The 21,238-nt window shown below is 65.7% G+C and carries 23 protein-coding genes; 5 read left to right on the top strand and 18 right to left on the bottom strand.

The window, feature by feature from the left end; all coding sequences use genetic code 11:
* Positions 1 to 97 precede the first annotated feature (97 nt).
* The 6 genes from J2R78_RS31195 to J2R78_RS31170 all read right to left on the bottom strand — a co-directional run bounded on the left by J2R78_RS31195 (position 98) and on the right by J2R78_RS31170 (position 5,977).
* Positions 98 to 1,240, bottom strand: coding sequence for a DUF2778 domain-containing protein (locus J2R78_RS31195; protein ID WP_253607984.1), 1,143 nt, complete (start codon positions 1,238 to 1,240; stop codon positions 98 to 100).
* A 426-nt stretch (positions 1,241 to 1,666) separates the two neighbouring features.
* Positions 1,667 to 2,362 (bottom strand): DUF899 family protein, encoded by a 696-nt coding sequence (locus J2R78_RS31190; RefSeq protein WP_253607983.1) that lies wholly within the window; start codon positions 2,360 to 2,362, stop codon positions 1,667 to 1,669.
* Positions 2,363 to 2,439: 77 nt separating this feature from the next.
* Complete coding sequence (locus J2R78_RS31185) at positions 2,440 to 3,942, bottom strand: glycosyltransferase family 39 protein (RefSeq protein WP_253607982.1); 1,503 nt, start codon at positions 3,940 to 3,942, stop codon at positions 2,440 to 2,442.
* 7 nt (positions 3,943 to 3,949) lie between these two features.
* A complete protein-coding gene (locus J2R78_RS31180) occupies positions 3,950 to 5,083 on the bottom strand; it encodes a glycosyltransferase family 2 protein (protein WP_253607981.1) in 1,134 nt (377 codons plus the stop codon).
* Positions 5,084 to 5,331: 248 nt separating this feature from the next.
* Complete coding sequence (locus tag J2R78_RS31175; RefSeq protein WP_057018442.1) at positions 5,332 to 5,538, bottom strand: hypothetical protein; 207 nt, start codon at positions 5,536 to 5,538, stop codon at positions 5,332 to 5,334.
* A 67-nt stretch (positions 5,539 to 5,605) separates the two neighbouring features.
* Positions 5,606 to 5,977 carry a hypothetical protein gene (locus tag J2R78_RS31170; RefSeq protein ID WP_253607980.1) on the bottom strand — a complete coding sequence of 124 codons (372 nt, stop codon included), beginning with the start codon at positions 5,975 to 5,977 and terminating at the stop codon, positions 5,606 to 5,608.
* Between the two features lie 139 nt (positions 5,978 to 6,116).
* Here J2R78_RS31170 and J2R78_RS31165 point away from each other — a divergent pair, with 139 nt between their 5' ends.
* Both J2R78_RS31165 and J2R78_RS31160 read left to right on the top strand, forming a co-directional pair.
* Positions 6,117 to 6,944 carry a DUF72 domain-containing protein gene (locus tag J2R78_RS31165; protein ID WP_253607979.1) on the top strand — a complete coding sequence of 276 codons (828 nt, stop codon included), beginning with the start codon at positions 6,117 to 6,119 and terminating at the stop codon, positions 6,942 to 6,944.
* Positions 6,945 to 6,954: 10 nt separating this feature from the next.
* On the top strand, positions 6,955 to 7,416 hold the full coding sequence (locus tag J2R78_RS31160; RefSeq protein WP_057018441.1) for a DUF488 family protein: 462 nt from the start codon (positions 6,955 to 6,957) through the stop codon (positions 7,414 to 7,416).
* Here the strand turns inward: J2R78_RS31160 and J2R78_RS31155 are convergent.
* The 6 genes from J2R78_RS31155 to J2R78_RS31130 all read right to left on the bottom strand — a co-directional run bounded on the left by J2R78_RS31155 (position 7,413) and on the right by J2R78_RS31130 (position 13,416).
* Positions 7,413 to 8,330, bottom strand: coding sequence for a PhzF family phenazine biosynthesis protein (locus J2R78_RS31155; protein ID WP_253607978.1), 918 nt, complete (start codon positions 8,328 to 8,330; stop codon positions 7,413 to 7,415). The genes J2R78_RS31160 and J2R78_RS31155 overlap by 4 nt on opposite strands.
* Positions 8,331 to 8,493: 163 nt before the next feature.
* Positions 8,494 to 9,807, bottom strand: coding sequence for an adenylate/guanylate cyclase domain-containing protein (locus J2R78_RS31150; RefSeq protein ID WP_253607977.1), 1,314 nt, complete (start codon positions 9,805 to 9,807; stop codon positions 8,494 to 8,496).
* A 112-nt stretch (positions 9,808 to 9,919) separates the two neighbouring features.
* Entirely contained in the window at positions 9,920 to 11,083 is a 1,164-nt protein-coding gene (locus J2R78_RS31145) for an ABC transporter permease (RefSeq protein WP_253607976.1), read from the bottom strand.
* Between the two features lie 31 nt (positions 11,084 to 11,114).
* Complete coding sequence (locus J2R78_RS31140; protein ID WP_057018437.1) at positions 11,115 to 12,074, bottom strand: ABC transporter ATP-binding protein; 960 nt, start codon at positions 12,072 to 12,074, stop codon at positions 11,115 to 11,117.
* Positions 12,071 to 12,856: an HlyD family secretion protein gene (locus tag J2R78_RS31135; RefSeq protein WP_253607975.1), complete on the bottom strand. Its 786-nt coding sequence runs from the start codon at positions 12,854 to 12,856 to the stop codon at positions 12,071 to 12,073. The genes J2R78_RS31140 and J2R78_RS31135 overlap by 4 nt, the downstream gene beginning before the upstream one ends.
* A complete protein-coding gene (locus J2R78_RS31130; protein WP_253609975.1) occupies positions 12,853 to 13,416 on the bottom strand; it encodes a TetR family transcriptional regulator in 564 nt (187 codons plus the stop codon). The genes J2R78_RS31135 and J2R78_RS31130 overlap by 4 nt, the downstream gene beginning before the upstream one ends.
* On the opposite strand from J2R78_RS31130, the gene J2R78_RS31125 reads away from it, so the two are divergent.
* Positions 13,388 to 13,594, top strand: a complete 207-nt coding sequence (locus tag J2R78_RS31125; RefSeq protein ID WP_253610085.1) for a hypothetical protein — start codon at positions 13,388 to 13,390, stop codon at positions 13,592 to 13,594. The two genes, J2R78_RS31130 and J2R78_RS31125, sit on opposite strands and share 29 nt — an antisense overlap.
* Positions 13,595 to 14,089: 495 nt before the next feature.
* Entirely contained in the window at positions 14,090 to 14,728 is a 639-nt protein-coding gene (locus tag J2R78_RS31120; protein WP_253607974.1) for a DUF4239 domain-containing protein, read from the top strand.
* A gap of 29 nt (positions 14,729 to 14,757) precedes the next feature.
* Here J2R78_RS31120 and J2R78_RS31115 read toward each other — a convergent pair whose 3' ends face one another.
* On the bottom strand, positions 14,758 to 15,156 hold the full coding sequence (locus tag J2R78_RS31115; RefSeq protein ID WP_253607973.1) for a DUF2000 family protein: 399 nt from the start codon (positions 15,154 to 15,156) through the stop codon (positions 14,758 to 14,760).
* Between the two features lie 285 nt (positions 15,157 to 15,441).
* Here J2R78_RS31115 and J2R78_RS31110 point away from each other — a divergent pair, with 285 nt between their 5' ends.
* Entirely contained in the window at positions 15,442 to 16,659 is a 1,218-nt protein-coding gene (locus J2R78_RS31110; RefSeq protein WP_253607972.1) for an FAD-binding oxidoreductase, read from the top strand.
* 45 nt (positions 16,660 to 16,704) lie between these two features.
* On the opposite strand, the gene J2R78_RS31105 is transcribed toward J2R78_RS31110, so the two are convergent.
* From J2R78_RS31105 to J2R78_RS31085, 5 genes are all read right to left on the bottom strand, one after another.
* Entirely contained in the window at positions 16,705 to 17,061 is a 357-nt protein-coding gene (locus J2R78_RS31105) for a DUF4189 domain-containing protein (RefSeq protein ID WP_050999583.1), read from the bottom strand.
* Between the two features lie 272 nt (positions 17,062 to 17,333).
* On the bottom strand, positions 17,334 to 18,938 hold the full coding sequence (locus J2R78_RS31100; protein ID WP_253607971.1) for an NTP transferase domain-containing protein: 1,605 nt from the start codon (positions 18,936 to 18,938) through the stop codon (positions 17,334 to 17,336).
* Positions 18,935 to 19,636, bottom strand: coding sequence for an XdhC family protein (locus J2R78_RS31095; protein WP_225163161.1), 702 nt, complete (start codon positions 19,634 to 19,636; stop codon positions 18,935 to 18,937). Before J2R78_RS31095 ends, J2R78_RS31100 begins: the two co-directional genes overlap by 4 nt.
* Before the next feature lie 2 nt (positions 19,637 to 19,638).
* On the bottom strand, positions 19,639 to 19,962 hold the full coding sequence (locus J2R78_RS31090; protein WP_018272401.1) for an XdhC family protein: 324 nt from the start codon (positions 19,960 to 19,962) through the stop codon (positions 19,639 to 19,641).
* Between the two features lie 12 nt (positions 19,963 to 19,974).
* Positions 19,975 to 21,177: a VWA domain-containing protein gene (locus tag J2R78_RS31085; RefSeq protein WP_253607970.1), complete on the bottom strand. Its 1,203-nt coding sequence runs from the start codon at positions 21,175 to 21,177 to the stop codon at positions 19,975 to 19,977.
* Between the last annotated feature and the right edge of the window lie 61 nt (positions 21,178 to 21,238).

Here is a 21,238-nt window from a genome sequence, read left to right as displayed (position 1 = left end):
GAGCTTGGACTCGCTCTGGATCAGTGCAGTATAGCGACTATGGCATCCAGTTCCAGACGTCGATCAGGCCGCGGCGGTGGGCCGCTGCCCGCTCTGACTACTGAATCCGCGCGAGCACCGCGAGACGGCGGATGCCCTTGTTACGGTAGGCGTCGAGGAACGCGTAATAGTCCTTGAACGAGACGCAACCGTTGGAGTCGCCGTTCGGACCGAGCATGAAGGTGTGCGCGAGCAAGCCGTCGCGGTTGAAGATCTTGCCCTCGCCGCCGATCGGATTGAGCCGCAGTGCCGGCACGCCGTGGAACAGCGCCTCGCGCGGCTTGAGCTCGTAAATGTGCGGCGGCGTCACGCCGACCATCTTCAGATGCGAGGACCTGGGGTCGTCGAGCCTGGAGCCGAGGCCCGAATGCGCCTCGAGGCGCGTGCCGTCGGGCAGGTACACGGTCTTGGCTGAGATGTCGTAGACCGCGGTCTGACGGTCATAGGGCGGCGAGCCGCCGAGCATCGGGTTCTGGTCCAACGTCGAGGGGATGCTGCCGGTCACGTTCGCATCGGCTGAAGCGAAGGAGAGCAGTCCGCCGCTCGACTCCCGCTTGCCCCACAGTTTTTCGACCATGGTCTGCCGCTCGTTCGATGCGATCGACATCACCGCGGCCTTGGCGCGCGCGGCCATGTCGCGAACGCCGCCGGACTTCGCAGCCTGCTTGGCCTCGGCAGGCTTCGCCTCGGACGCCTTCTCGGCCCCCTTGGGCTGAACGTCCGCGGTGGAATCGTTGAGCGCCACCTTCAGATTGGCGGCGGCCTGCTTCTTGGCGGTCTCGACCGACTTCGGCGCCGGCAACGGCTTCGATGTCTCGGCAAGCTCCGCGGAGGCGACCGCCCTCGCCGCTTCGGCGACCTTGGGAGCAGCGGCCTGCTTGATCGGGTCGATCTGCGATGCGGCGTCAGCCACGACGCTGGACGCGACGCCCTCGGGCGAGGCGGCCGCAAACCGATCGTTAAACATAAGCGACGATGCCGGGACTTCCGACTTCGCGACCTCGGTCTTCGCGGGCGCCGCCGGTGCGGGCGTCAAGGACGCGAACACCTCGTTGAAGGCCGGCGTCGGCCGCGCAGCGACCGCGACGGGCCGCTTCACCACCGGCGCATCGAACGACGCATTGCCCACGGAGGGATAGACGCTCGCCGCAAAAATGTTGGCGTAGACGGTCCAGGCGCAGCCAAGCACCAGCCCCGCCACCGCGGCGCTGCCGAGGAAATGCTGTGGGAGAATTTTTCGGGAGGATTTCTTGCGGCTTGGCGCCCCAAGAACATACGCACTCGCACTCGTACCCATACGCCCGGCGCTCAAAACAGGTCCACCTTTGTCCCTCACTCGACGCGGGGTCGAACGGGTGTTCGGCTCAACGTCGCGCGGGGGCACAGACGGCCATTAAGGCGACTTTTAGTTAAATGCGACTTAACCGGATGCGATCCCCTGCAGCGCGGGAAGTGCCTGTGGCGTAGGGCTTTTTTAAGATGACATTGGACCGCCAAAGCGGCTTTTCTGTCCCATCATGGGACATTCCGGTATGCCGCTCCAGCGCGGCATACCGGAATATATTCAGGGGAGAATTTCCTTGCCGATCGCCCCGTAATCGCGCGGGGATCGAGCAAAAACCATCTCTCAGTAGCTGAGCTTCGGATACCAGTCCTTGCCGCGTCCTTCAGGCGTCGTGTCGAGCAAGGTCCACAGCGGATCCATGTCCGGTGCGCCGCGCGGGTCCTGGCCGGGGTCCATCGTGCCCGCACCCATTTCGCCTGCCCAGAAATGACGGATCGTGCCGTTGTGGCGCGTGAAGACATTGTAGCCCGGCAGGTCGCTGTCATCCTTGCTGACATAGTCGCGCGTGTAATCACCCGACGCATCCGAGTAGATCCTGTGACGCGTCCAGCCGCGCGCCTTCTTCGCCTCGATCAGCCGTGCGATCGGCGAGCGCGCCACGAACACGAACGACACGCGCTGCTCGATATCGGGCAGCTTCTCCTCCCACGTGCTCATGAACGACGTGCACATCGGACACGGCTTCTCGCGCTGCGGGCCGTACATGTAGCTGTAGATGATGAGGGTCGGCTTGCTGCCGAACAGATCGGCGAGCGATGCCGCACCGGCCTCTCCGATGAACTCATAGGACTTGGTCACCTCGCCGCCCGGCGGCAATGCGCGGCGTAGCGCGGCGACGCGCTCGATATGCCGGCGCAGCTCGATCTCTTCGACGAGCAATTCCTGGCGGGCGCTTCGATACTCGGCGCTCTCATTGGGAAAGCGCCTGACATTGGTCGTGGCGAGTTCGGCAGCAGGCTTGAGGACGGAACTGGTCATGTTGGAACCTCGCGTGGTTGACGGGCTGTCTGGAAGACGACCCGGACCCGGACGATCCGACACTCAACGGCGAGGATTTATTGCAGTTCCGGCGGCGGGGAACGGTCGAGGATCTCGCCCTTTGCGCCTTCCAGCAGGTCGAGCGCGTAGGTCTCGATGGTCAACGGCCCCCGCATGCGTTTGGCCTCGGCCACCGTTTCGACACGGGCGAAATTGTCGCGCAGCGAGGCCGGCATCGCCTGCTCGACCTCATGCACATAGAGCAGCTTGCCAGCCAGTTGCGCCGGGCTCGGCTCTTGCATGTTGACCCAGCGAATGCGCTGGCCCTGCTGGGCGACGCAGGTGCCCTTGGGGAGATAGAAGGCGAGCCAGCCGGTGGTGCCGTAGTCCGCCGCCAGCACGCAGCTCGCGCCGGTCCGGACGCGGGTCGCCTCGATCTCGTCCGTAAGCTCCTGCCAGCCGACACCGACGCTGCGCACGGTGGCGTCGCGGCGGTAGCCCGAGAGCAAACCGGTGTTGGCCTGCACGATCAGCAGCGCGAACAGCACGACGCCGACGGGTGCGGCCCAGCGGCGGCAGAAATCGACCGTGCGCTGCTCGCGCGACGCCCACTGCACCTGGACTGCCGCGACCGCGGCCGCTACGGCAAAGGCGGGATAGACCGGCGCGAACCAGTTGGCCTCGACCCGCGCATGCAATGCGTGCCAGGTGAAGTAGACCACGATGGTCCAGAACATCGTGTTGACCAGCACGCGCGCCTCCAGCGCGCCGGCGCGGCGCCGATAGAGCGCGTAGAGGCCCATCACGCCGAGGATGAAGACCAATGGCGTTGCGAACGCAAACTGGGTCGGGATCAACTCGGCGATGTAGGTCGGGCGGAAATCCTCGATCCGCGCGCGGCCCATCTGCTTGATGAAGGACACCCAGTGATGGTCGGCATTCCAGCGGATGACCGGGCTGAACAGGCCGAGCGCGACCAGGCCGCCGAGATAGAGCCAGGGCGACAGAAACCAGCGCCGCAGCTTCGGCACCATCGCAAGCCAGATCAGGATCGCCGGACCAAAGAACAGCGCCGAGTATTTCGACAGCAGCGCCGCGCCGGCGCTGGCGCCGACCGCAAGCCACCATTCGCCGCGACCGCTCTCCAGCACCTTTGCCAGCGCGTACAGCAGGAGGCTGGCAGCGACCAGCAGCGGCGCATCCGGCGTCACGATCAGCGTGCCGACGGCGGCCATCAGCGTGACATTGAGCAGGATCGTTGCGCTCGCGGCGATGCGCCGGCCGCCGAACAGGATGCCGGCCGCCCGGTAGATCGCCCAGCTCATCGGCAGTGCGAGCAGGATCGACACCAGCCGCACGCCGAACGGCGTATCGCCCGCGATCATGGTGCCGAGCCGGATCACCACCGCCACCATCGGCGGATGGTCGTAATAGCCGCCGGCGAGCGACTTCGACCACATCCAGTAATAGGCTTCGTCGAAAGTCAGCGGCGTCCATGCCGCGGCGGCCAGCCGCAACACGACCAGCGCGCACACCGCAAGCGCGGTGTTTCGGGCCAGCCGCGCCTCGCTCGCGTTCATGCCGCCGTCATCGCTTGCGCCAGACGAACAGCCCGGACATCGCGTAGTTCCAAACCACGCCCATCAGCGCGCCGGCTGCGCCCGCCAGCCACCAGATCGGCTCCTGGTCGTAGACCGAGAACGCGACGCCGACATTGGCGAGCAGGCCGACGCTGCAGACCAGATAGAACAGCAGCAGGCCGCGCAGGATGCCAAAGCCCTTCAGCCGCTGATCGCGATAGGTCAGGAAATTGTTGAGGATGAAATTGCTGGTCATGGCGACGATCGCACCGGTGGCCTGGGCCTCCGGGAATGGCGCCTTGAACAGTTCGAGCGCGATGAACAGCATGGTGAGGTGCACCACCAGGCCGAGCCCGCCGACCGCCGCGAACAGAATGAAGCGCAGCGAGATCAGATCATTGGTCAGCTTCGCCAGCACCAGGCCGAGGAAGTCGAGCGCGACCATCGAGTCGAGCTTGCTCTCGCCATGCTGGCGGGCACCGAAGGTGTAGGGAATCTCGACCGCGCGCAGCTTGCCCTCCGCAGTCGCCACGACGTCGAGCAGAATCTTGAAGCCCTGCGTCGACAGCTGCGGCGCGAGCTGTTCGAAACGGTCGCGGCGGACCATGAAGAAGCCGCTCATGGGGTCGGCGATCTCGACCTTCAGCGCGCGGCGCGCGATCTCGGTGGCGAACGCGCTGGCGCCGGCGCGCTGCTTGTTGAAGCCGTCGGCCTTGTAGCCCTCGATGTAGCGGCTGCCGACCACGAGTTCGGCCTCGCCGCTCTGCAGCAGCGCCACCATCTTCGGCAGCTGGGTCTCGTCATGCTGCAGGTCGGCATCCATCACCGCGGCATAGGGCGCGCTCGAGGCCAGAATGCCCTCGATGCAGGCGCCGGACAGGCCGCGCCGGCCAATCCGGCGGATGCAGCGCACGCGGGAATCCTTCCGCGCCAGCGCGCGCACCACGTCCCAGGTTCCGTCGGGCGAATTGTCGTCGACGAAGATGACTTCCCAGGACACGTCCTTCAGGATCGCGTCGAGCCGGCGGTACAGCACCGTGACATTGTCGCGTTCGTTGAAGGTCGGGACGACCACCGAAAGCAGCGGCAAGCTTGCTGCCTGCGATGAGGTTTCGGGGCTCGGCTTGATGGCTTGGTTCATGAGCGCCAGCGTATAGCCGCAGCCTCTCCCGCTGCCAAGGCAGGCCGACCCAAACGCACGCTCGGAAAGCGGGAAAACGGGGCAAAACACCCCTGAAAATGCCAACGACCACGAACAAGGGGCGCGCGTACATCCGGCGCAGCCAATCAATGTCGTGGTCGTCCGGCGCCGGAGCCCTGAAGCTGCAACGTCGCCGTTGGCAGCAAGATAGGAAGGCCCCAGGCGGTCCGCAAGGGGCGCAGGAGGCGCTAGTTGTTCGGGACTTCCCGGATCACCGGGCCGCGTGGCGCCGGGGCTGCCGGCGCGGCCTCGGCAGCTGGAGCCGCCTGCGGCTGTGCGGCGGACCGGGTCGGGTTACGGAGCTGGCTCGGCGACGGCCCGTAGATGAACGCCGCCGCCAGCGCGACGGCCGCGACCAGTGCGCCCAAGAAACCTGCCGTCGATTGTGATCTCATGCCGATGATCCCCTCGCCTGCGCGGATTGATATCAAAAATCGGCCGGCCGCAACAGGATTTGGGAACCTATTTGGCCGCGGCCCTGCGCCGGATGAAGGCGGTCACGATGTCCTTCTGCGCGAGCTCGATCGCACGGTTGGCGGTCGTCAGATTCGCGTCGGCGTCCTGCTTCGGAAATTGCAGCGACAGGAAGTCGATCAGCGACACACGGAAGTTCTGCCGCTCCGACGGACAGACATTGGCGATCAGCGAGGTGAACTCCTGGTCGGACATCGCCTTGTTGCTGTCGCGGGGATATTCGCGGGCGAGACAATTCCAGTAGGCGTCGCGGCCGGTGATCGCGAGCTTGTGCGCATCGTCGACCTCATCGGCCATTGCAGCGGAGGATATGGCGGCGGAGGACATGATCAAGAGGGCGGCCGCAACCAGCATGCGCATTGTTGTTCTCCATTTTGGCGCATCGTAGCGAAGAGCGACAGCGACGATAAGCGCCGCCGTGCCGATCTGGCAAACTGGCCAATCACGATTATTTTGATTAGTCTTGCTTCCTGTTCCCTCCCTCACGATGAGTGCAGTCGTGGCCAAAGCTCCCACCAAGGCGACCAAGACCGACGCAGGCAACATCTATATCGGCATCGGCGGCTGGACCTTCGAGCCGTGGCGCGGGGTGTTCTATCCGGAGAAGCTCGCGCAAGCGAAGGAGCTGTCCTACGCCGCCTCCAAGCTGACCTCGATCGAGATCAACGGCACCTATTACGGCTCGCAGAAGCCGGAGAGCTTTCGCAAATGGGCCAGCGAAGTGCCCGACGGCTTCATCTTCTCGCTGAAGGGACCACGCTTCGCCACCAACCGCCGCGTGCTCGCCGAGGCCGGCGATTCGGTGAAGAGGTTCTATGATTCGGGCGTGCTGGAGCTGAAGGACCGGCTCGGGCCGGTGCTCTGGCAGTTCGCGCCGACCAAGAAGTTCGACGGCGCCGATTTCGGCAAGTTCCTCGAGCTGCTGCCGCGCAAGCTCGACGGCCGCGCGCTGCGCCACGTCGTCGAGGTCCGCCACGACAGTTTTTGCGTGCCCGAATTCGTCGCCCTGATTCGCGAACACGAGGTGCCGGTGGTGTTCGCCGAGCACGGCAAATATCCGGCGATCGCCGACGTCGCGAGCGACTTCGTCTATGCCCGGCTGCAGAAGGGCGATGACGAATTGAAGACCTGCTATCCGCCGAAGCAGCTCGACGCCTGGGCCAAGCGGTTTCAGGACTGGGCCGGCGGCAGCGAGCCCGACGACCTGCCGAAGGTCGACAAGGCCGCGCCCAAGAAGGCGCCCCGCGACGTGTTCGCCTATGTGATCCACGAGGGCAAGGTCCGCGCGCCGGCCGGCGCGATGGAGCTGATCGAACGGGTGAAGTGAGCGAGAACCGATGGCGAAGGCCAGGAAGCTGTTCACCATCGGCTACGAGCAGACGCCGTCGAAGGCGGTGCTCGACGAGCTCGAGCAGGCCGGCGTCAAGCTGCTGGTCGACGTCCGCGCCATCGCCTCCTCGCGCCGGCCCGGCTTCTCCAAGACCCAGCTCGCCGCCGGTCTCGACGAGCGCGGCATCGGCTACGTCCATCTGCGCGGTCTCGGCACCCCGAAAAGCGGACGGGAAGCGGCACGCAGCGGGCAATATGCGCTGCTGCACAAGATCTATTCGGCGCACCTGAAGACGGCGCAGGCCAAGGAAGAGCTCGACGAGCTGTCGGCGCTGGTCAAGCAGTCCGGCCCGGTCTGCATCCTCTGCTACGAGCGCGACCACCAGCACTGCCACCGTCGATGGATCGCCGAGATCATCGAAGAGCGCGACGGCGTCAGGATCGAGAACCTGGCGGCACCGCAGCTCTAGCCTGCCTCGCCCGGCACGTTCAGCGTTCCCTCCATCATCGTCACGCAGCCGCCGCCGACATGCACCGAAGTGATCGCGCCGCCTTGCTTGCGCACGCGCGTCAGCAACAGGCTCGGCCGGCCCATGTCGACGCCCTGCCCGATCCGCAGCCGCAATTCGCCATCGCGCGCGGGATCGATATCGGCGAGCAGCGCCGCGCAAGCCGCGGTCGCGCTGCCGGTGGCGGGATCCTCGGACAGGCCGCTGGCGCCCGGATGGAACATGCGCGCCTGCAGGTCGAGCGGCTGCTCGCTCGCCGGCACGTCGCTTGTGTAGAAATAGACCACGTCGCGGCCGATCTCGGCCAGCGTCCTGGCGAACGCCGCAGCATCGGGCCTGGCGCGCCTCAGCGCCTCGCGCGAGGCGATCTCGACCACCAGGAACGGCAGCCCGACCGAGACGACCTGCGGGGCATGCCGATCGGTCTTCACATCAGCCGCCGTCAGCGACAGGCACGCGGCGGCCGCGGCCGCGCTGACCTCATTGGTCCGCTGCAACGCCTGCGGCGCGGTCAGCTCGGCCCCGATCACATTGCCGCCGTCGGACAGGATCTCGACCGGCACGAGGCCCGCCTTCTCCTCGAACCTCAAGCGCGCCGGCGCCTTCGCGGCCCGGCTTGCCAGCACGAAGGCGGTGCCGACATTGGGATGGCCGGCGAACGGAATTTCCGAGCGCACCGTGAAGATGCGAACCTGGGCGTCGTTGGCCTTGTCCTGCGGCGGCAGCACGAAGGTCGTCTCGGAATAGTTGAACTCGGTCGCGATCGCCTGCATCGCTTCGGTCGACAGCCCTTCGGCGTCGAGCACCACGCCGAGCGGGTTGCCGCCGAAGGCGCGGTCGGTGAAAACGTCGACGGTGATATAGCGCCGCTGCATCTTGCTTGTCCTCGTGCTCCGGTCATTCCGATGACGTCATCGTAGCACGGCGCGCGCGATGCCCTTCAGAGCACTCGGTGCAATCGCGGGTAGTCACATGCAGGCAGCTCGCGCGGCTTGAGGAGCCGTGCGTGATTGCCTCGGATCATGTGAGCGTCGCCGCCTACCCCAACTGCCAGACGTGCACCGGGTGCTCGTAGCCCCGCACCGGGATCTCGCCGCGCGACACCGCGTCCTTGCAGTCATCGCCGAGCGCCTCGCGCACCGCGGAGGAAATCAAAAACTGCGAGCCAAGATCCTTGTTCAGTGCCTCGAGCCGCGCCGCAAAATTCACGGTGTCGCCGATCACGGTGTATTCCTTGCGCCGGGGCGAGCCGATATTGCCGGCGACGACCTCGCCGATGTGGATGCCGATGCCGATGCGCAGCGGCCAGCTCGTCGCCGCGTTGGTGCGCTCGTTCGCGGCGAGCATTTCACGCGCGGCGGCGACCGCCTGATGCGCGGCGTCGCCGGTCTCGAACGGGGCACCGAACAGCGCGAGAAAGCCGTCGCCCAAAAACTTGTTCACGATGCCGCCATGGCGATCGAGGATATCGACCAGCACGGCAAAGGCGCCATCGAGCCTGTCGACCACCTCTTGCGGCGAGCGGGTGCGCGCACCGGCCGTGAAGCTACGGAAATCCACGAACATCACCGCAACACGGCGGATGTCGCTGCCGGTGCCGGCACCCTCCGTCATCAGACGTTCGACCACCTGCGGCGAGACGTGCTGGCCGAACAGATTGGTGATGCGATCGCGCGCGGTGGCGGCCGCGATGCTGGCCGCGAACTGCCGGCGCAGCTGCATGCCGACCGCGCCGGCCAGCATGCCGCAGATCAGGATGATCGAGCTCCGCGCGGCGTGATAGTAGATGCTGGTCTCGGCCGCGCCGCCGCCCGAGGGATGGAAGAACACCGCCATGTAGAACAGCTCGGCCGCCGCGACGAAGCCGGTGAAGGTCGAGAGCCAGAAGTCGAGCCGCAGCGTCGACAGGATGATGAAGACGAAATAGATCAGCGGCGCCACGAAGCCGAGCGCCTCTTGCGGCCCCATGCTATTCATGTGCAGCGCCAGCACGACGGTCGGCAGCGACGTCTCGACCAGCACGCCGATGTAGCGCCGGACCACCGGCAGGTCGCGCCCCTTGCGCATGTGCCAGCTGATTGCCCCGTGCACCCAGAGCTCGAACAGGATCAGCGGAATGGTGACGTAGAAGACGTAGACGGGGCTGAGGTTGCCGTGCCAGACGCGGCTGACCGCGTCGGGCGCAAAGAAATACACCAGCAGACTGATCGCCGCGAGAGCAGCGGCGGTAGCGATCAGCACCTTGATGCGGAGCAGCTCGGTGGTCATCACCTCGCGCATCAGGGCGTGATGGAAATCGGCGGATACGGTTGTGTCTGCCGCTGCGCCGCTTTTGTCCGAAGATTCCGCCATGCCTCCCACCCCGTCATCCCGGGGCGCGAAGCGAACCCGGAATCTCGAGATTCCGGGTTCGATGCTTCGCATCGCCCCGGAATGACGATCATTGATGGCATCCATCATAGCCTCAATCGAGCGTGCGGCGGAAGCGCGTCACCGCGATCGTCATGGCGAACAGCATCAGGGCGACCAATGCGACGGTGTCGTATTGCAGGTTCTGCATCGCCGCCCCCTTCAGCATGATTGCCCGGACGATGCGCACGAAGTGGGTCAACGGCAGCCCCTCGCCGATATATTGCGCCCAGACCGGCATGCCCGCGAACGGAAACATGAAGCCGGACAGCAGGATGCTCGGCAGGAAGAACATCATCGAGAGCTGCATCGCCTGCAGCTGGTTCTGGACGATGGTCGAGAAGGTGTAGCCGATCGACAGATTGGTGGTGATGAACAGTGTGGTGAGCAGCGCCAGCAGCGTCAGGCTGCCGAGGACCGGCACACCGAACAGCACAATGCCGATGGCGATGATCAGCGTGGCCTGGATGAAGCCGACCAGCACATAGGGGATGATCTTGCCGAACATCACCTCGACCGGCTTGATCGGCATCGACAGCAGGCTCTCCATGGTGCCGCGCTCGATCTCGCGCGTCACCGAGAGCGCGGTGAAGATCAGCATGGTCATGGTCAGGATGGTTCCGACCAGGCCGGGCACGATATTGAGACGCGAGTCCGCCGCCGGGTTGTAACGGGCGTGAGCGCGGATCTCGAACGGCATGTCCGGGGGATCGCCGACGTGCAGATCATGCGCCAGCGCCGATTGCACCAGCGGCCCGAGCGCGCCGAGCGCCGAGCCCGACGCCACCGGGTCGGTGGCATCCGCCGCGACCAGCAGCGCCGGCCTGTCGCCGCGCCGCACCGCGCGCTCGAAGCCGCGCGGGATCTCGACGCCGAACAGCACCTTGCCGGATTGCAGCAGCTCGTCGAACTCCTCGACGGTGTGGACCTCGCGGACAAAATGGAAATAGGCGGTGTTCTCCATCGCCTTCAGGATCGAACGGCCGAGATCGCTGTCCTCCTGGGTCAGCACGGCGGTCGGCAGATTGCGCGGCGTGGTGTTGATGGCGTAGCCGAACAACGTCAGCTGCATCACCGGCAGCATGATGATCATGGCGAACGAGACGCGGTCGCGGCGGAGCTGGATGAACTCCTTGACCAGCATCGCGTAGCTGCGCCGCCAGAAGCCGAATGCCGGCTCCCTCGCCTCGCTCTTCTGGATCGTTTCCGTTGCGCTCATCGCAATTATCCCTGGAAATTATCCTTGAAAGTTATCCTTGGAAATTATCCTTGGAGCGCCCCATCAAATCGATGAAGACGTCTTCGAGCGACGGCTCGCTGGCCTGCCAATGCCATTTCGAATTGTCCCGATAGGGCGCAATCGCGGCCTCGAGCGCCGCCTTGTCGCGGCCGGAGACGTGCAGGCTGGTGCCGAACGGCGCCACCATGTCGACGCCGGGCTTGTCCGTGAGTTCGGCCATCAGGCCATTGAAATCCTCACCCGTCACCGTCCAGGTCGACAGCGCGGAGGCGGCGATCACCTCGTCCACCGTGCCATGGGCCAACAGATGGCCGTAGGCGATGTAGGCGATCTCGTGACAGCGCTCGGCCTCGTCCATGTAATGGGTCGAGACCAGCACGGTGAGGCCTTCGGCGGCGAGCGCGTGGATCTCGTTCCAGAAATCGCGCCGCGCCTTGGGATCGACGCCGGCGGTCGGCTCGTCCAGCAGCAGCAATTGCGGATTGGGCAGCGTGCAGGCGCCGAGCGCCAGCCGCTGCTTCCAGCCGCCGGAGAGATTGGCGGCGAGCTGCTCCTCGCGGCCCTTCAGCCCGATCCGCGCGATCATGTCGGCCGCAGCCCCGCGCGCGTCCGGCATGCCATAGAGCCGCGCCACGAATTCGAGATTCTCGCGCACCGACAGATCCTGGTAGAGGCTGAAGCGCTGCGTCATGTAGCCGACCTTGCGCTTGATCTTGTCGGCATCGCGCCGGATGTCGTAGCCGAGGCAGGTGCCCTCGCCGCTGTCGGGCGTCAGCAGGCCGCACAGGATGCGGATGGTCGTGGTCTTGCCGCTGCCGTTGGGACCGAGGAAGCCGTAGATCGAGCCGCGCTTGACCTGCATCGACAGGTCATGGACGACCTCGCGTCCGCCAAACGACTTGGTCAGGCCCTTCACATCGATCGCGATGGAGGGTGCGTTGGACCGCGCGCTGGTGGAGCCGCCGTTCATCTGCGCTCCGCCACCGGCGTCTTGGGATTGAGGTAGATGCTGATCGGCTGACCGACGCGCAGCACATCGGGCCGGCTCGGCCGCGCCTGGATCAGATAGACCAGCTTGTTGCGTTCATCGAGGCTGTAGATGACCGGCGGCGTGTATTCCGCCGTGGTGGCGATGAAGTAGATCTTTGCCGTGAGGTCGGCGGCGCAATTGTCGCAGGTCACCCTCACCTCGTCGCCGAGCGCGAGCTTCGGCAGCTCGGCCTCCGGCACGAAGAAGCGCAGCTTCATGTTGCCGGGCGGCATGATCGACAGCACCGGGCGCTGCGCCTGCACCATCTCGCCCTCGCGGAAATAGATCTGCTGGATCGAGCCCGCGATCGGCGCAAAGCCCTTGCGGCGGTCGAGCCGGGTCTGCGAGGTGTTGACCCGCGCCTCCGCGACGCGCAGCGCCGAGACCGCGGAATCCAGATTGGCCTGGGTGCCGGCGCCGGTGCCGCGCAGCGAGGCCGCGCGGTCATAGCTCTGCCGCGCGTTGGCAAGGGTCGCGTTGTTCTGGTTGAGATCGGCGCGCTGCAAATCGTCGTCGACCGAATAGAGCAGATCGCCGGGCTTGACCTCGTCGCCCTCGCGCACATTGAGCTTGATGACGCGGCCGGATTCATCGGGGCTGACGAAGATCATATCGGCCTCGACCCAGCCCTGGAAGCCGGGATCACGCTTCTCCTGGCAACCGGCCAGCGCCGCCGCCAGCACGACTGCGGTCACGAGCTTCATCATGCGCGAGACGGTCATGACTTGCTCCGTTCGCCGAAGATCAGATCGAGATGAACCTTGAACATCGCGAGAGCATCGAGCGGCGCGTGCCGGGCAAACAGGCTCTGCCAGATCACCGCGACGATCGCGGGCGCCACGACGAGTTGCGGAAACTGCGCGAGCTGGCGCTGCCTGATCTCGCCGCGCGTGATCGCAAGCTGGATCAGCGCCTGCATCGCGGCCATCCCCTTCGACACCACCTCGCGGAAATAGAAGTCGGCGATCGTCGGGAAGCGCGGCCCTTCGGAGACGATCAGGCGGACGATGTCGCCGCGCCGGGTCGACACGATCTCGCGGATGAAGGTCTCGGCAAACCTCTCCACCGCATCGCGCACCGGACCGGTGATGGTGGGCGGCGCGGCCATGCGATTGACCAAGGGCACGACTGCGGTGCGGATCAACTCCTCGAACATCGACTCCTTGTCCTTGAAGTACAGATAGAGCGTGCCCTTGGCGACGCCCGCCCGCTTAGCGACATCGTCGAGCCGCGTCGCGGCGAAGCCGCGCGCAATGAACTCGTCCATCGCCGCCTCGACGATCGCAGCGCGCCGCTCCGCCGATTTCTCGGCGCGGTTCGCGGCGGGCTTCGGCTCAGGCAGCTTTGCCGAGGCCACCTTCGGGATCTTCGCCGCGGCAGCCCGGATCGCGGTGGTCCGGCGCCTGGCAGGCCGGGAGCGGCTCGTTTCTTCGATGCGCTTTGTCATGGCCATAATATGACTGACCAGTCAGTCATTGTCAATGCGTTCAGAGAAAACGCCTGCCGGCCGGAAGCGTTCCTGTCGGCCTTTCCGGGTCCTCAGGATGCGCATAGATTCGCGATCTCGCGGCGCAAATGCCCGAATTTGCTGCTTATTTCCGCCCTTCTGGGAACAGTGGGCGCAGGGAAAGCCGGGTGGCGATCGCACCCGCGGGCCCTGTGCAACAAAAAGGCACAGGGGTGGCACCACAGGTGTAACCGGAGCAATCCGGCTTTCCCTGCGCGATCGGCTACGGCTCACCTCGTGCTCTCCCCGGCGAGATTGGGGGGATTTTGATACAAGTGATCGGCTGGGGGAAACACCTATGAGCGATTGGTTACACAACCTTTCTGTGCCGTGGATGGCCTTCATCGTCTTCGGCTTCACCTATCTTGTTGCCGTTCTCATTTTCGCAGGCGTTGCGATCCTGTCGACCAAGGAGCGCGCAACGTCTTTCAAATCGATCTCTCCCGGCATGTTGCCGGTGCTCGGCATCCTTTTCGGCCTGTTTGTCGCGTTCACCGCGGCACAGGTCTGGAGTGACAGCGATCGCGCCACCGCGGCGGTGAGCCGCGAAGCCAGCTCGTTGCGGGCGGTCATCTTGCTCGCCGGCGGTCTGCCGCCGGAGCAGGAGGCGCGCCTGCGCGGCCTCGTTCGCGACTACGTCAAGGAAACGGTCGCCGTGGAATGGCCGATGATGGCGCGCCAGGCTGCATCGCTCAAGGCAGCGCCTCCCGCGCTGACCGCGGCGTTGCGCCTTGTCGTGTCAACGCCCGCGCAAAACCCGGGCCAGCAGACGACCCAGCACGAGATCATCACCAATCTGAATTCGGCACTCGATGCGCGACGACAACGGATCATCGTCAGCCAGACCGAAGTCGACTCGATCAAATGGTGGTGCCTCTACCTTCAGGCCATCTGCGAGCTATTGGTCATTGCCCTTGTTCACTGCGACAACCGGTTGGGATCCGCCATCGCGATGGGCCTGTTCGCGACCGGCGTGGCCACATCGGTTCTGCTGATTGCCGCGCATGATCGACCATTCACCGGCCAGATATCGATTGCGCCGACGCCGTTGTTGCAGATCATGCCGGACAAGGAGGCGAGCCGATAAGCGCCGGACCGCACTACGCGCGCTGTCCGCTACGTGTGAAACTTCAGCCCATCGAGGATCTTGTCGACCACCTTGCGCTCGGCGCGAATGGCGAGGCCGACCAGGTTGAGCTCGCTGCGCACGACCGCCTTCACCACCTCGCGGTTGGCGGCGTCATGCGTGGTCTTGAACATGTCCTCGGTGTAAAGCGCCGGCTGCACGTTGCGCGCCAGCGCTCGCGATAGCGCAGGCCCGTCGGCGCCGTAGATCAGAATCGGCTGGCCTATCAGGGAGAGATATCTGGTCCCCGAGCCGTCCTGGTAATTCTCGCCGATACATTCGGGGAAGGAAGCCGCGATGCCGCCGGCAAGAAACGACGCCACGTTGAGCTTCTGCCAGACTTCCAGGTCGGTGCGGATCACGACCGCGATCTTGGTGTCGAACTGCATGGCGATAAATCTATCCGCAGGTTGACGACAAACGCCAGTTCTGACCGCGCATCCCTCATCTGCCCGCCAGGCGCTGACGTTAGTTTCTTGAGCAACCCACGTGCGGACCCTGCCCGCCTGCTGATATCGCTGCGGCGAAGAAGCTCAACCCACACGTCGACCGCTAGCCGTGCGACGTCGCAAAGGCCCGATCCGTGCCGGGACGGAAAGCGATAGTCAGCTCCTGCGCCGCGTAGTAGGCTTCGGGCGTTCGATGACCATCAGCATATTTCAGGGCATTGCATCATGATCAGCAAGGCCGATGTTGTTGTTATTGGTTCGGGCGGATTGGGCGCGGCCACAGCCTATTACCTGAGCAAGCGTGGAGGTCTCAGCGTCGCCCTTGTCGACAAGCATGAGATCGGATCGCAAACTTCCCCCCGCGCGGCAGGCATGGTGAGTTGCGCGCGCAAGAGCGACTTGATGATTGGCCTCATCAAGGACGCATGCCGCAAGATCGAGGCGTTCACGGAAGAAACCGGCCAGCCGCTCGACTGGGTGCATTCGGGCAGCCTCAAGATTGCGCGCCGGCCGCAGGACGCCGAAGTAATCGAGGACGACTTCGAGCGCGGACGCCGCACCGGCCTCGATGTCGAGCTGATCTCTCCGGAACAGGCGAGCGGTCTCAATCCGTTCTTGCAGCCGACGGGCGTCGTTGCGGCGATGCGGATCGGCGACGACCGGTATTTCGACCCGGCGCAGGTTGCCGTCGGTTTCGCCACAGCCGCCGCGGCCAACGGTGCAACCTTGCTGCCGAAGACTGACGTGCGCGCCGTCAACATCGTCGGCGGCACCGTGATCGGCTTGACCACCGCGAACGGCGTCATTGAAAGTCCGGTTGTCGTCGATGCGGCCGGCGCGTGGACGCGGCAGGTCGCGGAGGCGAGCGGGATCCGCGTGCCGCTGGTGCCGACCCGGCAGCAGTTGATCGTCACCGAGCCTTTGGATGGCGTCCGTGCCGACCTGCCGATGATCCGCATCATGGATGCTGCGGTGTATGCCCGCCCGTGTCAGGGCGGCTTCCTGTGGGGTGTCTACGAGGAAACGCCGCGCTTCTTCGATATGCAGTCGCTTGGGGCCGGCTTCGACGTCAAGGACATGCCGCTCGACATCGGCGTGCTTCATGCAGCCGCCGATGAGGTCAAGGACCAGCTCCCGTTCCTGCAAACCGCCAAGGTGCGGGAGTTTCGCGGCGGCATTCCGACCATGACCGCCGACGGCCATCATATTCTCGGCCCGGCCGCCGGCGTGACCGGCTTCTATTTTGCGAGCGGGTGCAACGTCGCCGGTCTGTCGATCTCGCCGACCGTCGGCGAGGCGCTTGCGGCCTGGATCGTGGACGGCAAGCCGCCCGTCGATCTATCGCCGATGTCGGTCATGCGGTTCAAAGACCAATCGTGGTCTGAAGACCAATTGGAGCGCGACGCCGCCTGGCAATACCGACACTTCTATGGCGCCGTCTGAGCGCGGCAGCGCGCTTTGCCCACCAGGCGGATTGCGGCGACTGCCCTACCCCTTGGCGTCGCAGGCCCAGGCGCGGATCACGCATTCCTTGCCGCCATAGTCGTAGCATTTCTTGGTCGCGGCATTGAGCGAGCTCGAGATCTTCGGCGCCACGGCATAGCCATGGGCGCCGCAGGGATTCTTCATGTCGATCGAGAGCGCGGCGCAGGCCCGCTTCATGGTCACGGTGGTACAATCGCCCTTGCACTGTTTCAACGCCGCGGCACGCGCCGCGCCTTCCGCCGGATAGTCGTAGGCCTGGCCATAGGCCCCGCACTTGCCGACCGCGAACGCGCCGGCCGCGCGCGCCTTGGGCACGAAGGTTTCCACGGAGAAACGCGTGGCGCCGAGCAGCAATGTCAGGACGAGAATCGTCAACGCGCGACGCTGCGCGGCGGCGGTCGAAATGATCAAGCGGAAATCCCCCAAAGCCCGGCGCGGACTGTACGCAGGGGTCGTTTCCAGATGGTGAATGACGGGTTGAGGGTGAGTTCTATCCGCATGTCGTCCCGGCGAAGGCCGGGACCCATAACCACAGGGTCGAGTTATAGAAGGAAGCTGCGGCCCCAACGTCGCGCAACAATCACCTTCGGTGGTAATGGGTCCCGGCTTTCGCCGGGACGACGCGGATGGAGCTAGCCGCGCCGCGCGGCTTCGAGCGCCTGCGGCGTGTCGATGTCGAGGAAGGCGCAGTCGCCTTCGACCGGGACCTCGGCGACCACCTCGGCATGCTTGGTGATCAAGTGACGCGCGCCGATGTCGCCGTCGAGCGTCATCAACTCCTTGAAGAAGCGCCGCGACCACAGCACGGGATTGCCGCGGCGGCCCTCGCTGACGGGGACCGCGATCAGATGGCCGCGGTCCGGCGCGAAGGTCTCGATCAGGCGATCGATCAGCTTCGCATCGATCAGCGGCATGTCGCCGAGGCAGACGATCGCGCCGTCGGCGCTGTCGGACACAGCCGCAATGCCCGCCTTCACCGAGCTGGCGAGGCCGCCGGCGAAATCCGGGTTGCGGACGAATTTGACCTTGAGGCCATCGAGCGCCTGCTCGACCAGCTCGGCCTGATGCCCGGTGACGACGATGACCTCGGAGGCCTTCGACGCCAGCGCCTGCTCGGCGACGATGCGCGCGAGCTTCTTGCCGTCGAGCTCGGCGAGCAGCTTGTTCGGGCCGCCCATCCGGGTCGAGCGCCCGGCCGCGAGCACGATCGCCGCGACGTTGCGGTTGCCTTCGGTGTCCGGCACGGTGCGCGGCTGCGGCCGCGTCACGATCTCCATCAACAGGCCGCCGACGCCCATGCCGGTGAGATCCGATCGCGTCACCTTGATGCCGGCGAGCAGCCGCATCAAGACCCAGTCAAAACCATTCTCGACCGGCGAGCGCGCGCAGCCCGGCGCGCCAAGGACCGGCACGCCATCGGCGCTGCCGATCAGCAGCAGATTGCCGGGATCGACCGGCATGCCGAAATGCTCGACGGCGCCGCCGATCTCGGTGATCGCAGCGGGAATGACGTCGCGGCGGTCGGCGATCGCGGACGCGCCGAACACGATGACGAGCTCGGCCCCCAAGCCGAGCAATTCCTTGATCGAGGCCGCCAGCACCGTCTCGTCATGCGGCACGCGGCGCTCGGCGATGATGGTGGCGCCGGCCGGCGCGAGCCGTTCGGCGGTGACGCGCAGCGTCTTGTCGATCACCTTCGGCGCGAGGCCCGGCAGCAGCGTCGAGACCACCCCGACCTTCTGGATCACATAGGGCGCGATCCGCAGCGTATCCTTGCCGGCCACCGCGACGGCGGCATCGCGTAAGCGCCCCTCGACGCCGAACGGGATCAGCTTGACGGTCGCGATCATCTCGCCCTCGACCACCGGCTTGAACGCGGCGAGGGTTGCGAAGGTGATGGCCTCGTCGACGTCGTTGATGCGGTCGACCGCGGCGCGATCGATCACCAGCACGCCGGGGCGCGCCGCGAACAGATTGGCGCGGCCGGTGAAGGCGCGCTCGACATTGACGCCCTCGCCGGCCACCGCCTGCGCGATGCTGGCGGCCGCGGCGTCCTCGGAGACGTCGCCCTCGTCGAGCCGCACCACGACGATCTCGTCGACGCCGGCCTTGGTCAGCGCATCGACCTCGGCCGGGCCGATCGTGGTGCCCTTCTTGAGCACCAGCGCGCCCTGGCGGAGGGTATGCACGGTGACGCCGCCAATCGCGTCGGCCGGACTGGCGGGACCGAATTTCATGCCGCTTCTTCTTTTTGCTTGGGAGGCAGGCGCAGCTGCGCGGTGATCTCGGCCATGATCGCGACCGCGATCTCCGACGGAGACACCGCGCCGATGTCGAGGCCGATCGGCGCGTGGATGCGCGCGATGTCGCTGTCTTTGGCGCCCTGCGCGCGCAGCCGCTCGGCGCGCTTGGCGTGGGTCTTTCGCGAACCGAGCGCACCGATATAGAAGCAGTCGCGGTCGAAGGCATGCAGCAGCGCCGGATCGTCGATCTTCGGATCGTGCGTCACCGCGACGAAGGCGGTGTAGTGATCGACGTTGAGCGGCGGCAGCGCGACGTCGGGCCATTCGGCGACCAGCGGCACGTCGGGGAAGCGCTCCGGGCTCGCAAACGCGGTGCGCGGATCGACCACCGTGACGTCATAGTCGAGCGAGCGCGCCAGCGGCGCCAGCGCCTGGCTGATATGGACCGCGCCGATGATCACGAGCTTTGCGGTCGGCGCGTAGACGTTGAGGAACAGTTTTTTGCCTGATACCTCGACATTGCCGCTCTTGCCCATCCGCAGCTGCTTTGCGAGCTCGGCGCGCAGCGGATCGGCGGCGATGTCCGCGGCCTTGACCAGGCGCTGATCGCCATTGGCGGTGTCGGTAACGATGATCACCGGGCGGCGCGCGGCGCGCTCGGCGTTCAGCTCTTTCAGGATCTCGAGTTTCACGGCTAACCGACCTTCTCGACGAAGACGCGGATGGTGCCGCCGCAGGACAGGCCGACATTCCAGGCGGTCTCGTCGGCAACGCCGAATTCGAGCATTTTTGGCTGGCCGCTCGCGATGACGTCGAGCGCTTCCGTCACGACCGCGCCCTCGACGCAGCCGCCGGAGACCGAGCCAAGGAAGGTGCCGTCGTCATTGATGACGAGGCTCGAGCCGGCCGGGCGCGGCGCCGAGCCCCAGGTCTCGACCACGGTGGCGAGCGCCACGCCATGGCCCTCTTTCTGCCAGGTCTCGGCGGCCTGCAGAATGTCTTCGTCGCGGTTGAGCATGAGAGCGTCTCCTCAAGCAACAGAACGGATCAGGCTGCGGTGGTGCGCCGGCGGCGGGGATGACAGCGCCCCGATCAAGCCCTTGATGGACGTCAAGTTATGCACCGGGCGAAATTCGTCAACGTGGGGCAGCATCATTTTGATGCCCTGCGCCTTGGCCTCGAAGCCGGAGTAGCGCAGCAGCGGATTGAGCCAGATCAGGCGGCGGCAGGAACGGTGCAATCGGTCCATCTCGAAAGCCAGTTTGGCATCAGCCTCCCGTTCTAGTCCATCGGATATAAGGAGGACGATGGCGCCCTGCCCGAGCACCCGGCGGGCCCAGAGCTGGTTGAAGCTGTGCAGCGAGGTCGCGATCCGCGTCCCTCCGGCCCAGTCCTCGACCGAGGACGAGCAGCTCGCCAGCGCCTCGTCGGGGTCACGCGCCCGTAACGCCCGCGTCACATTGGTCAGGCGGGTGCCGAACAGGAATACCGAGACCCGCTTGCGGGCATCGGTGATGGCGTGCAGGAAATGCAGGAACAGGCGAGTGTACTCGCTCATCGAGCCGGAGATATCGAGCAGCGCCACGATCGGCGCCGGCTTCTCGATCCGGCCGAGCTTTCGGATGTCGATAATCTCGCCGCCGGTGCGCAGCGAGTTGCGCACGGTGCGGCGCATGTCGAGCCGTAGGCCCCGCGCGTCCGGCTGGTAGCGGCGGGTCACGAGCTCGGCCTGCGGCAGCCGCATCTCGGCGATCTCGCGCGTCACCTCGGCGATTTCCGCCGCGCTCATCTGCGCAAAATCCTTCTTCTGCAGGATCTCCTTGTCGGAGACCGAGAGCTTCAGCTCCTGCTCCTGGGCCTGCGGCCGCTCCTCGCTCCGCGCCGGCTGCGCCATCGCCTCCTGGACGCGGCGCGAGGCCGGCGGCGGCTTCTTCCTGGCGTGGTCGGGCAGCGGCACCGAATCCAGCATGCTCTTCCACTCCTCGGCGGCGCGGAAGAACAGCATAAAGGCCTGGCGGAAGATCAGCGCGTGCTCGTGGCGCTTGACGAAGATCGCTTCCAGCGTGGCGTAGAAATCGGCGCGATGGCCGACCTCGATCAGCTGCAGCGCATCGAGCGCGTCGATCACCGAGCCCGGCCCGACGGGAAGCCCGGCCGCCCGCAGCGCGCGGGCAAAGCCGATCACGTTGTCAGCCATGTGGCCGGTCGGAGGCGCGAGGTGGTTGATCGCCATTGTTGTTTGGCCTCGTCATTCCGGACCGCACGAAGTGCGGATCCGGAATCTGGAGATTGCG

Origin of the sequence: Bradyrhizobium sp. USDA 4538 (assembly GCF_024171045.1) — a bacterium.
Lineage (GTDB): Bacteria > Pseudomonadota > Alphaproteobacteria > Rhizobiales > Xanthobacteraceae > Bradyrhizobium > Bradyrhizobium australafricanum.
This window is presented reverse-complemented; position numbering and strand designations above follow the sequence as displayed.

Excerpts from the sequence above, each read along its gene's own strand:
- J2R78_RS31190 (WP_253607983.1), bottom strand. The coding sequence starts at position 2,362 with ATGACCAGTTCCGTCCTCAAGCCTGCTGCCGAACTCGCCACGACCAAT.
- J2R78_RS31180 (WP_253607981.1), bottom strand. The coding sequence starts at position 5,083 with ATGAACCAAGCCATCAAGCCGAGCCCCGAAACCTCATCGCAGGCAGCA.
- J2R78_RS31125 (WP_253610085.1), top strand. The coding sequence starts at position 13,388 with ATGAACTCGTCCATCGCCGCCTCGACGATCGCAGCGCGCCGCTCCGCC.
- J2R78_RS31145 (WP_253607976.1), bottom strand. The coding sequence starts at position 11,083 with ATGAGCGCAACGGAAACGATCCAGAAGAGCGAGGCGAGGGAGCCGGCA.
- J2R78_RS31120 (WP_253607974.1), top strand. The coding sequence starts at position 14,090 with ATGTTGCCGGTGCTCGGCATCCTTTTCGGCCTGTTTGTCGCGTTCACC.
- J2R78_RS31140 (WP_057018437.1), bottom strand. The coding sequence starts at position 12,074 with ATGAACGGCGGCTCCACCAGCGCGCGGTCCAACGCACCCTCCATCGCG.
- J2R78_RS31090 (WP_018272401.1), bottom strand. The coding sequence starts at position 19,962 with ATGCTCAACCGCGACGAAGACATTCTGCAGGCCGCCGAGACCTGGCAG.
- J2R78_RS31155 (WP_253607978.1), bottom strand. The coding sequence starts at position 8,330 with ATGCAGCGGCGCTATATCACCGTCGACGTTTTCACCGACCGCGCCTTC.
- J2R78_RS31110 (WP_253607972.1), top strand. The coding sequence starts at position 15,442 with ATGATCAGCAAGGCCGATGTTGTTGTTATTGGTTCGGGCGGATTGGGC.
- J2R78_RS31175 (WP_057018442.1), bottom strand. The coding sequence starts at position 5,538 with ATGAGATCACAATCGACGGCAGGTTTCTTGGGCGCACTGGTCGCGGCC.
- J2R78_RS31170 (WP_253607980.1), bottom strand. The coding sequence starts at position 5,977 with ATGCGCATGCTGGTTGCGGCCGCCCTCTTGATCATGTCCTCCGCCGCC.
- J2R78_RS31185 (WP_253607982.1), bottom strand. The coding sequence starts at position 3,942 with ATGAACGCGAGCGAGGCGCGGCTGGCCCGAAACACCGCGCTTGCGGTG.
- J2R78_RS31085 (WP_253607970.1), bottom strand. The coding sequence starts at position 21,177 with ATGGCGATCAACCACCTCGCGCCTCCGACCGGCCACATGGCTGACAAC.
- J2R78_RS31150 (WP_253607977.1), bottom strand. The coding sequence starts at position 9,807 with ATGGCGGAATCTTCGGACAAAAGCGGCGCAGCGGCAGACACAACCGTA.
- J2R78_RS31135 (WP_253607975.1), bottom strand. The coding sequence starts at position 12,856 with ATGACCGTCTCGCGCATGATGAAGCTCGTGACCGCAGTCGTGCTGGCG.
- J2R78_RS31100 (WP_253607971.1), bottom strand. The coding sequence starts at position 18,938 with ATGAAATTCGGTCCCGCCAGTCCGGCCGACGCGATTGGCGGCGTCACC.
- J2R78_RS31115 (WP_253607973.1), bottom strand. The coding sequence starts at position 15,156 with ATGCAGTTCGACACCAAGATCGCGGTCGTGATCCGCACCGACCTGGAA.
- J2R78_RS31160 (WP_057018441.1), top strand. The coding sequence starts at position 6,955 with ATGGCGAAGGCCAGGAAGCTGTTCACCATCGGCTACGAGCAGACGCCG.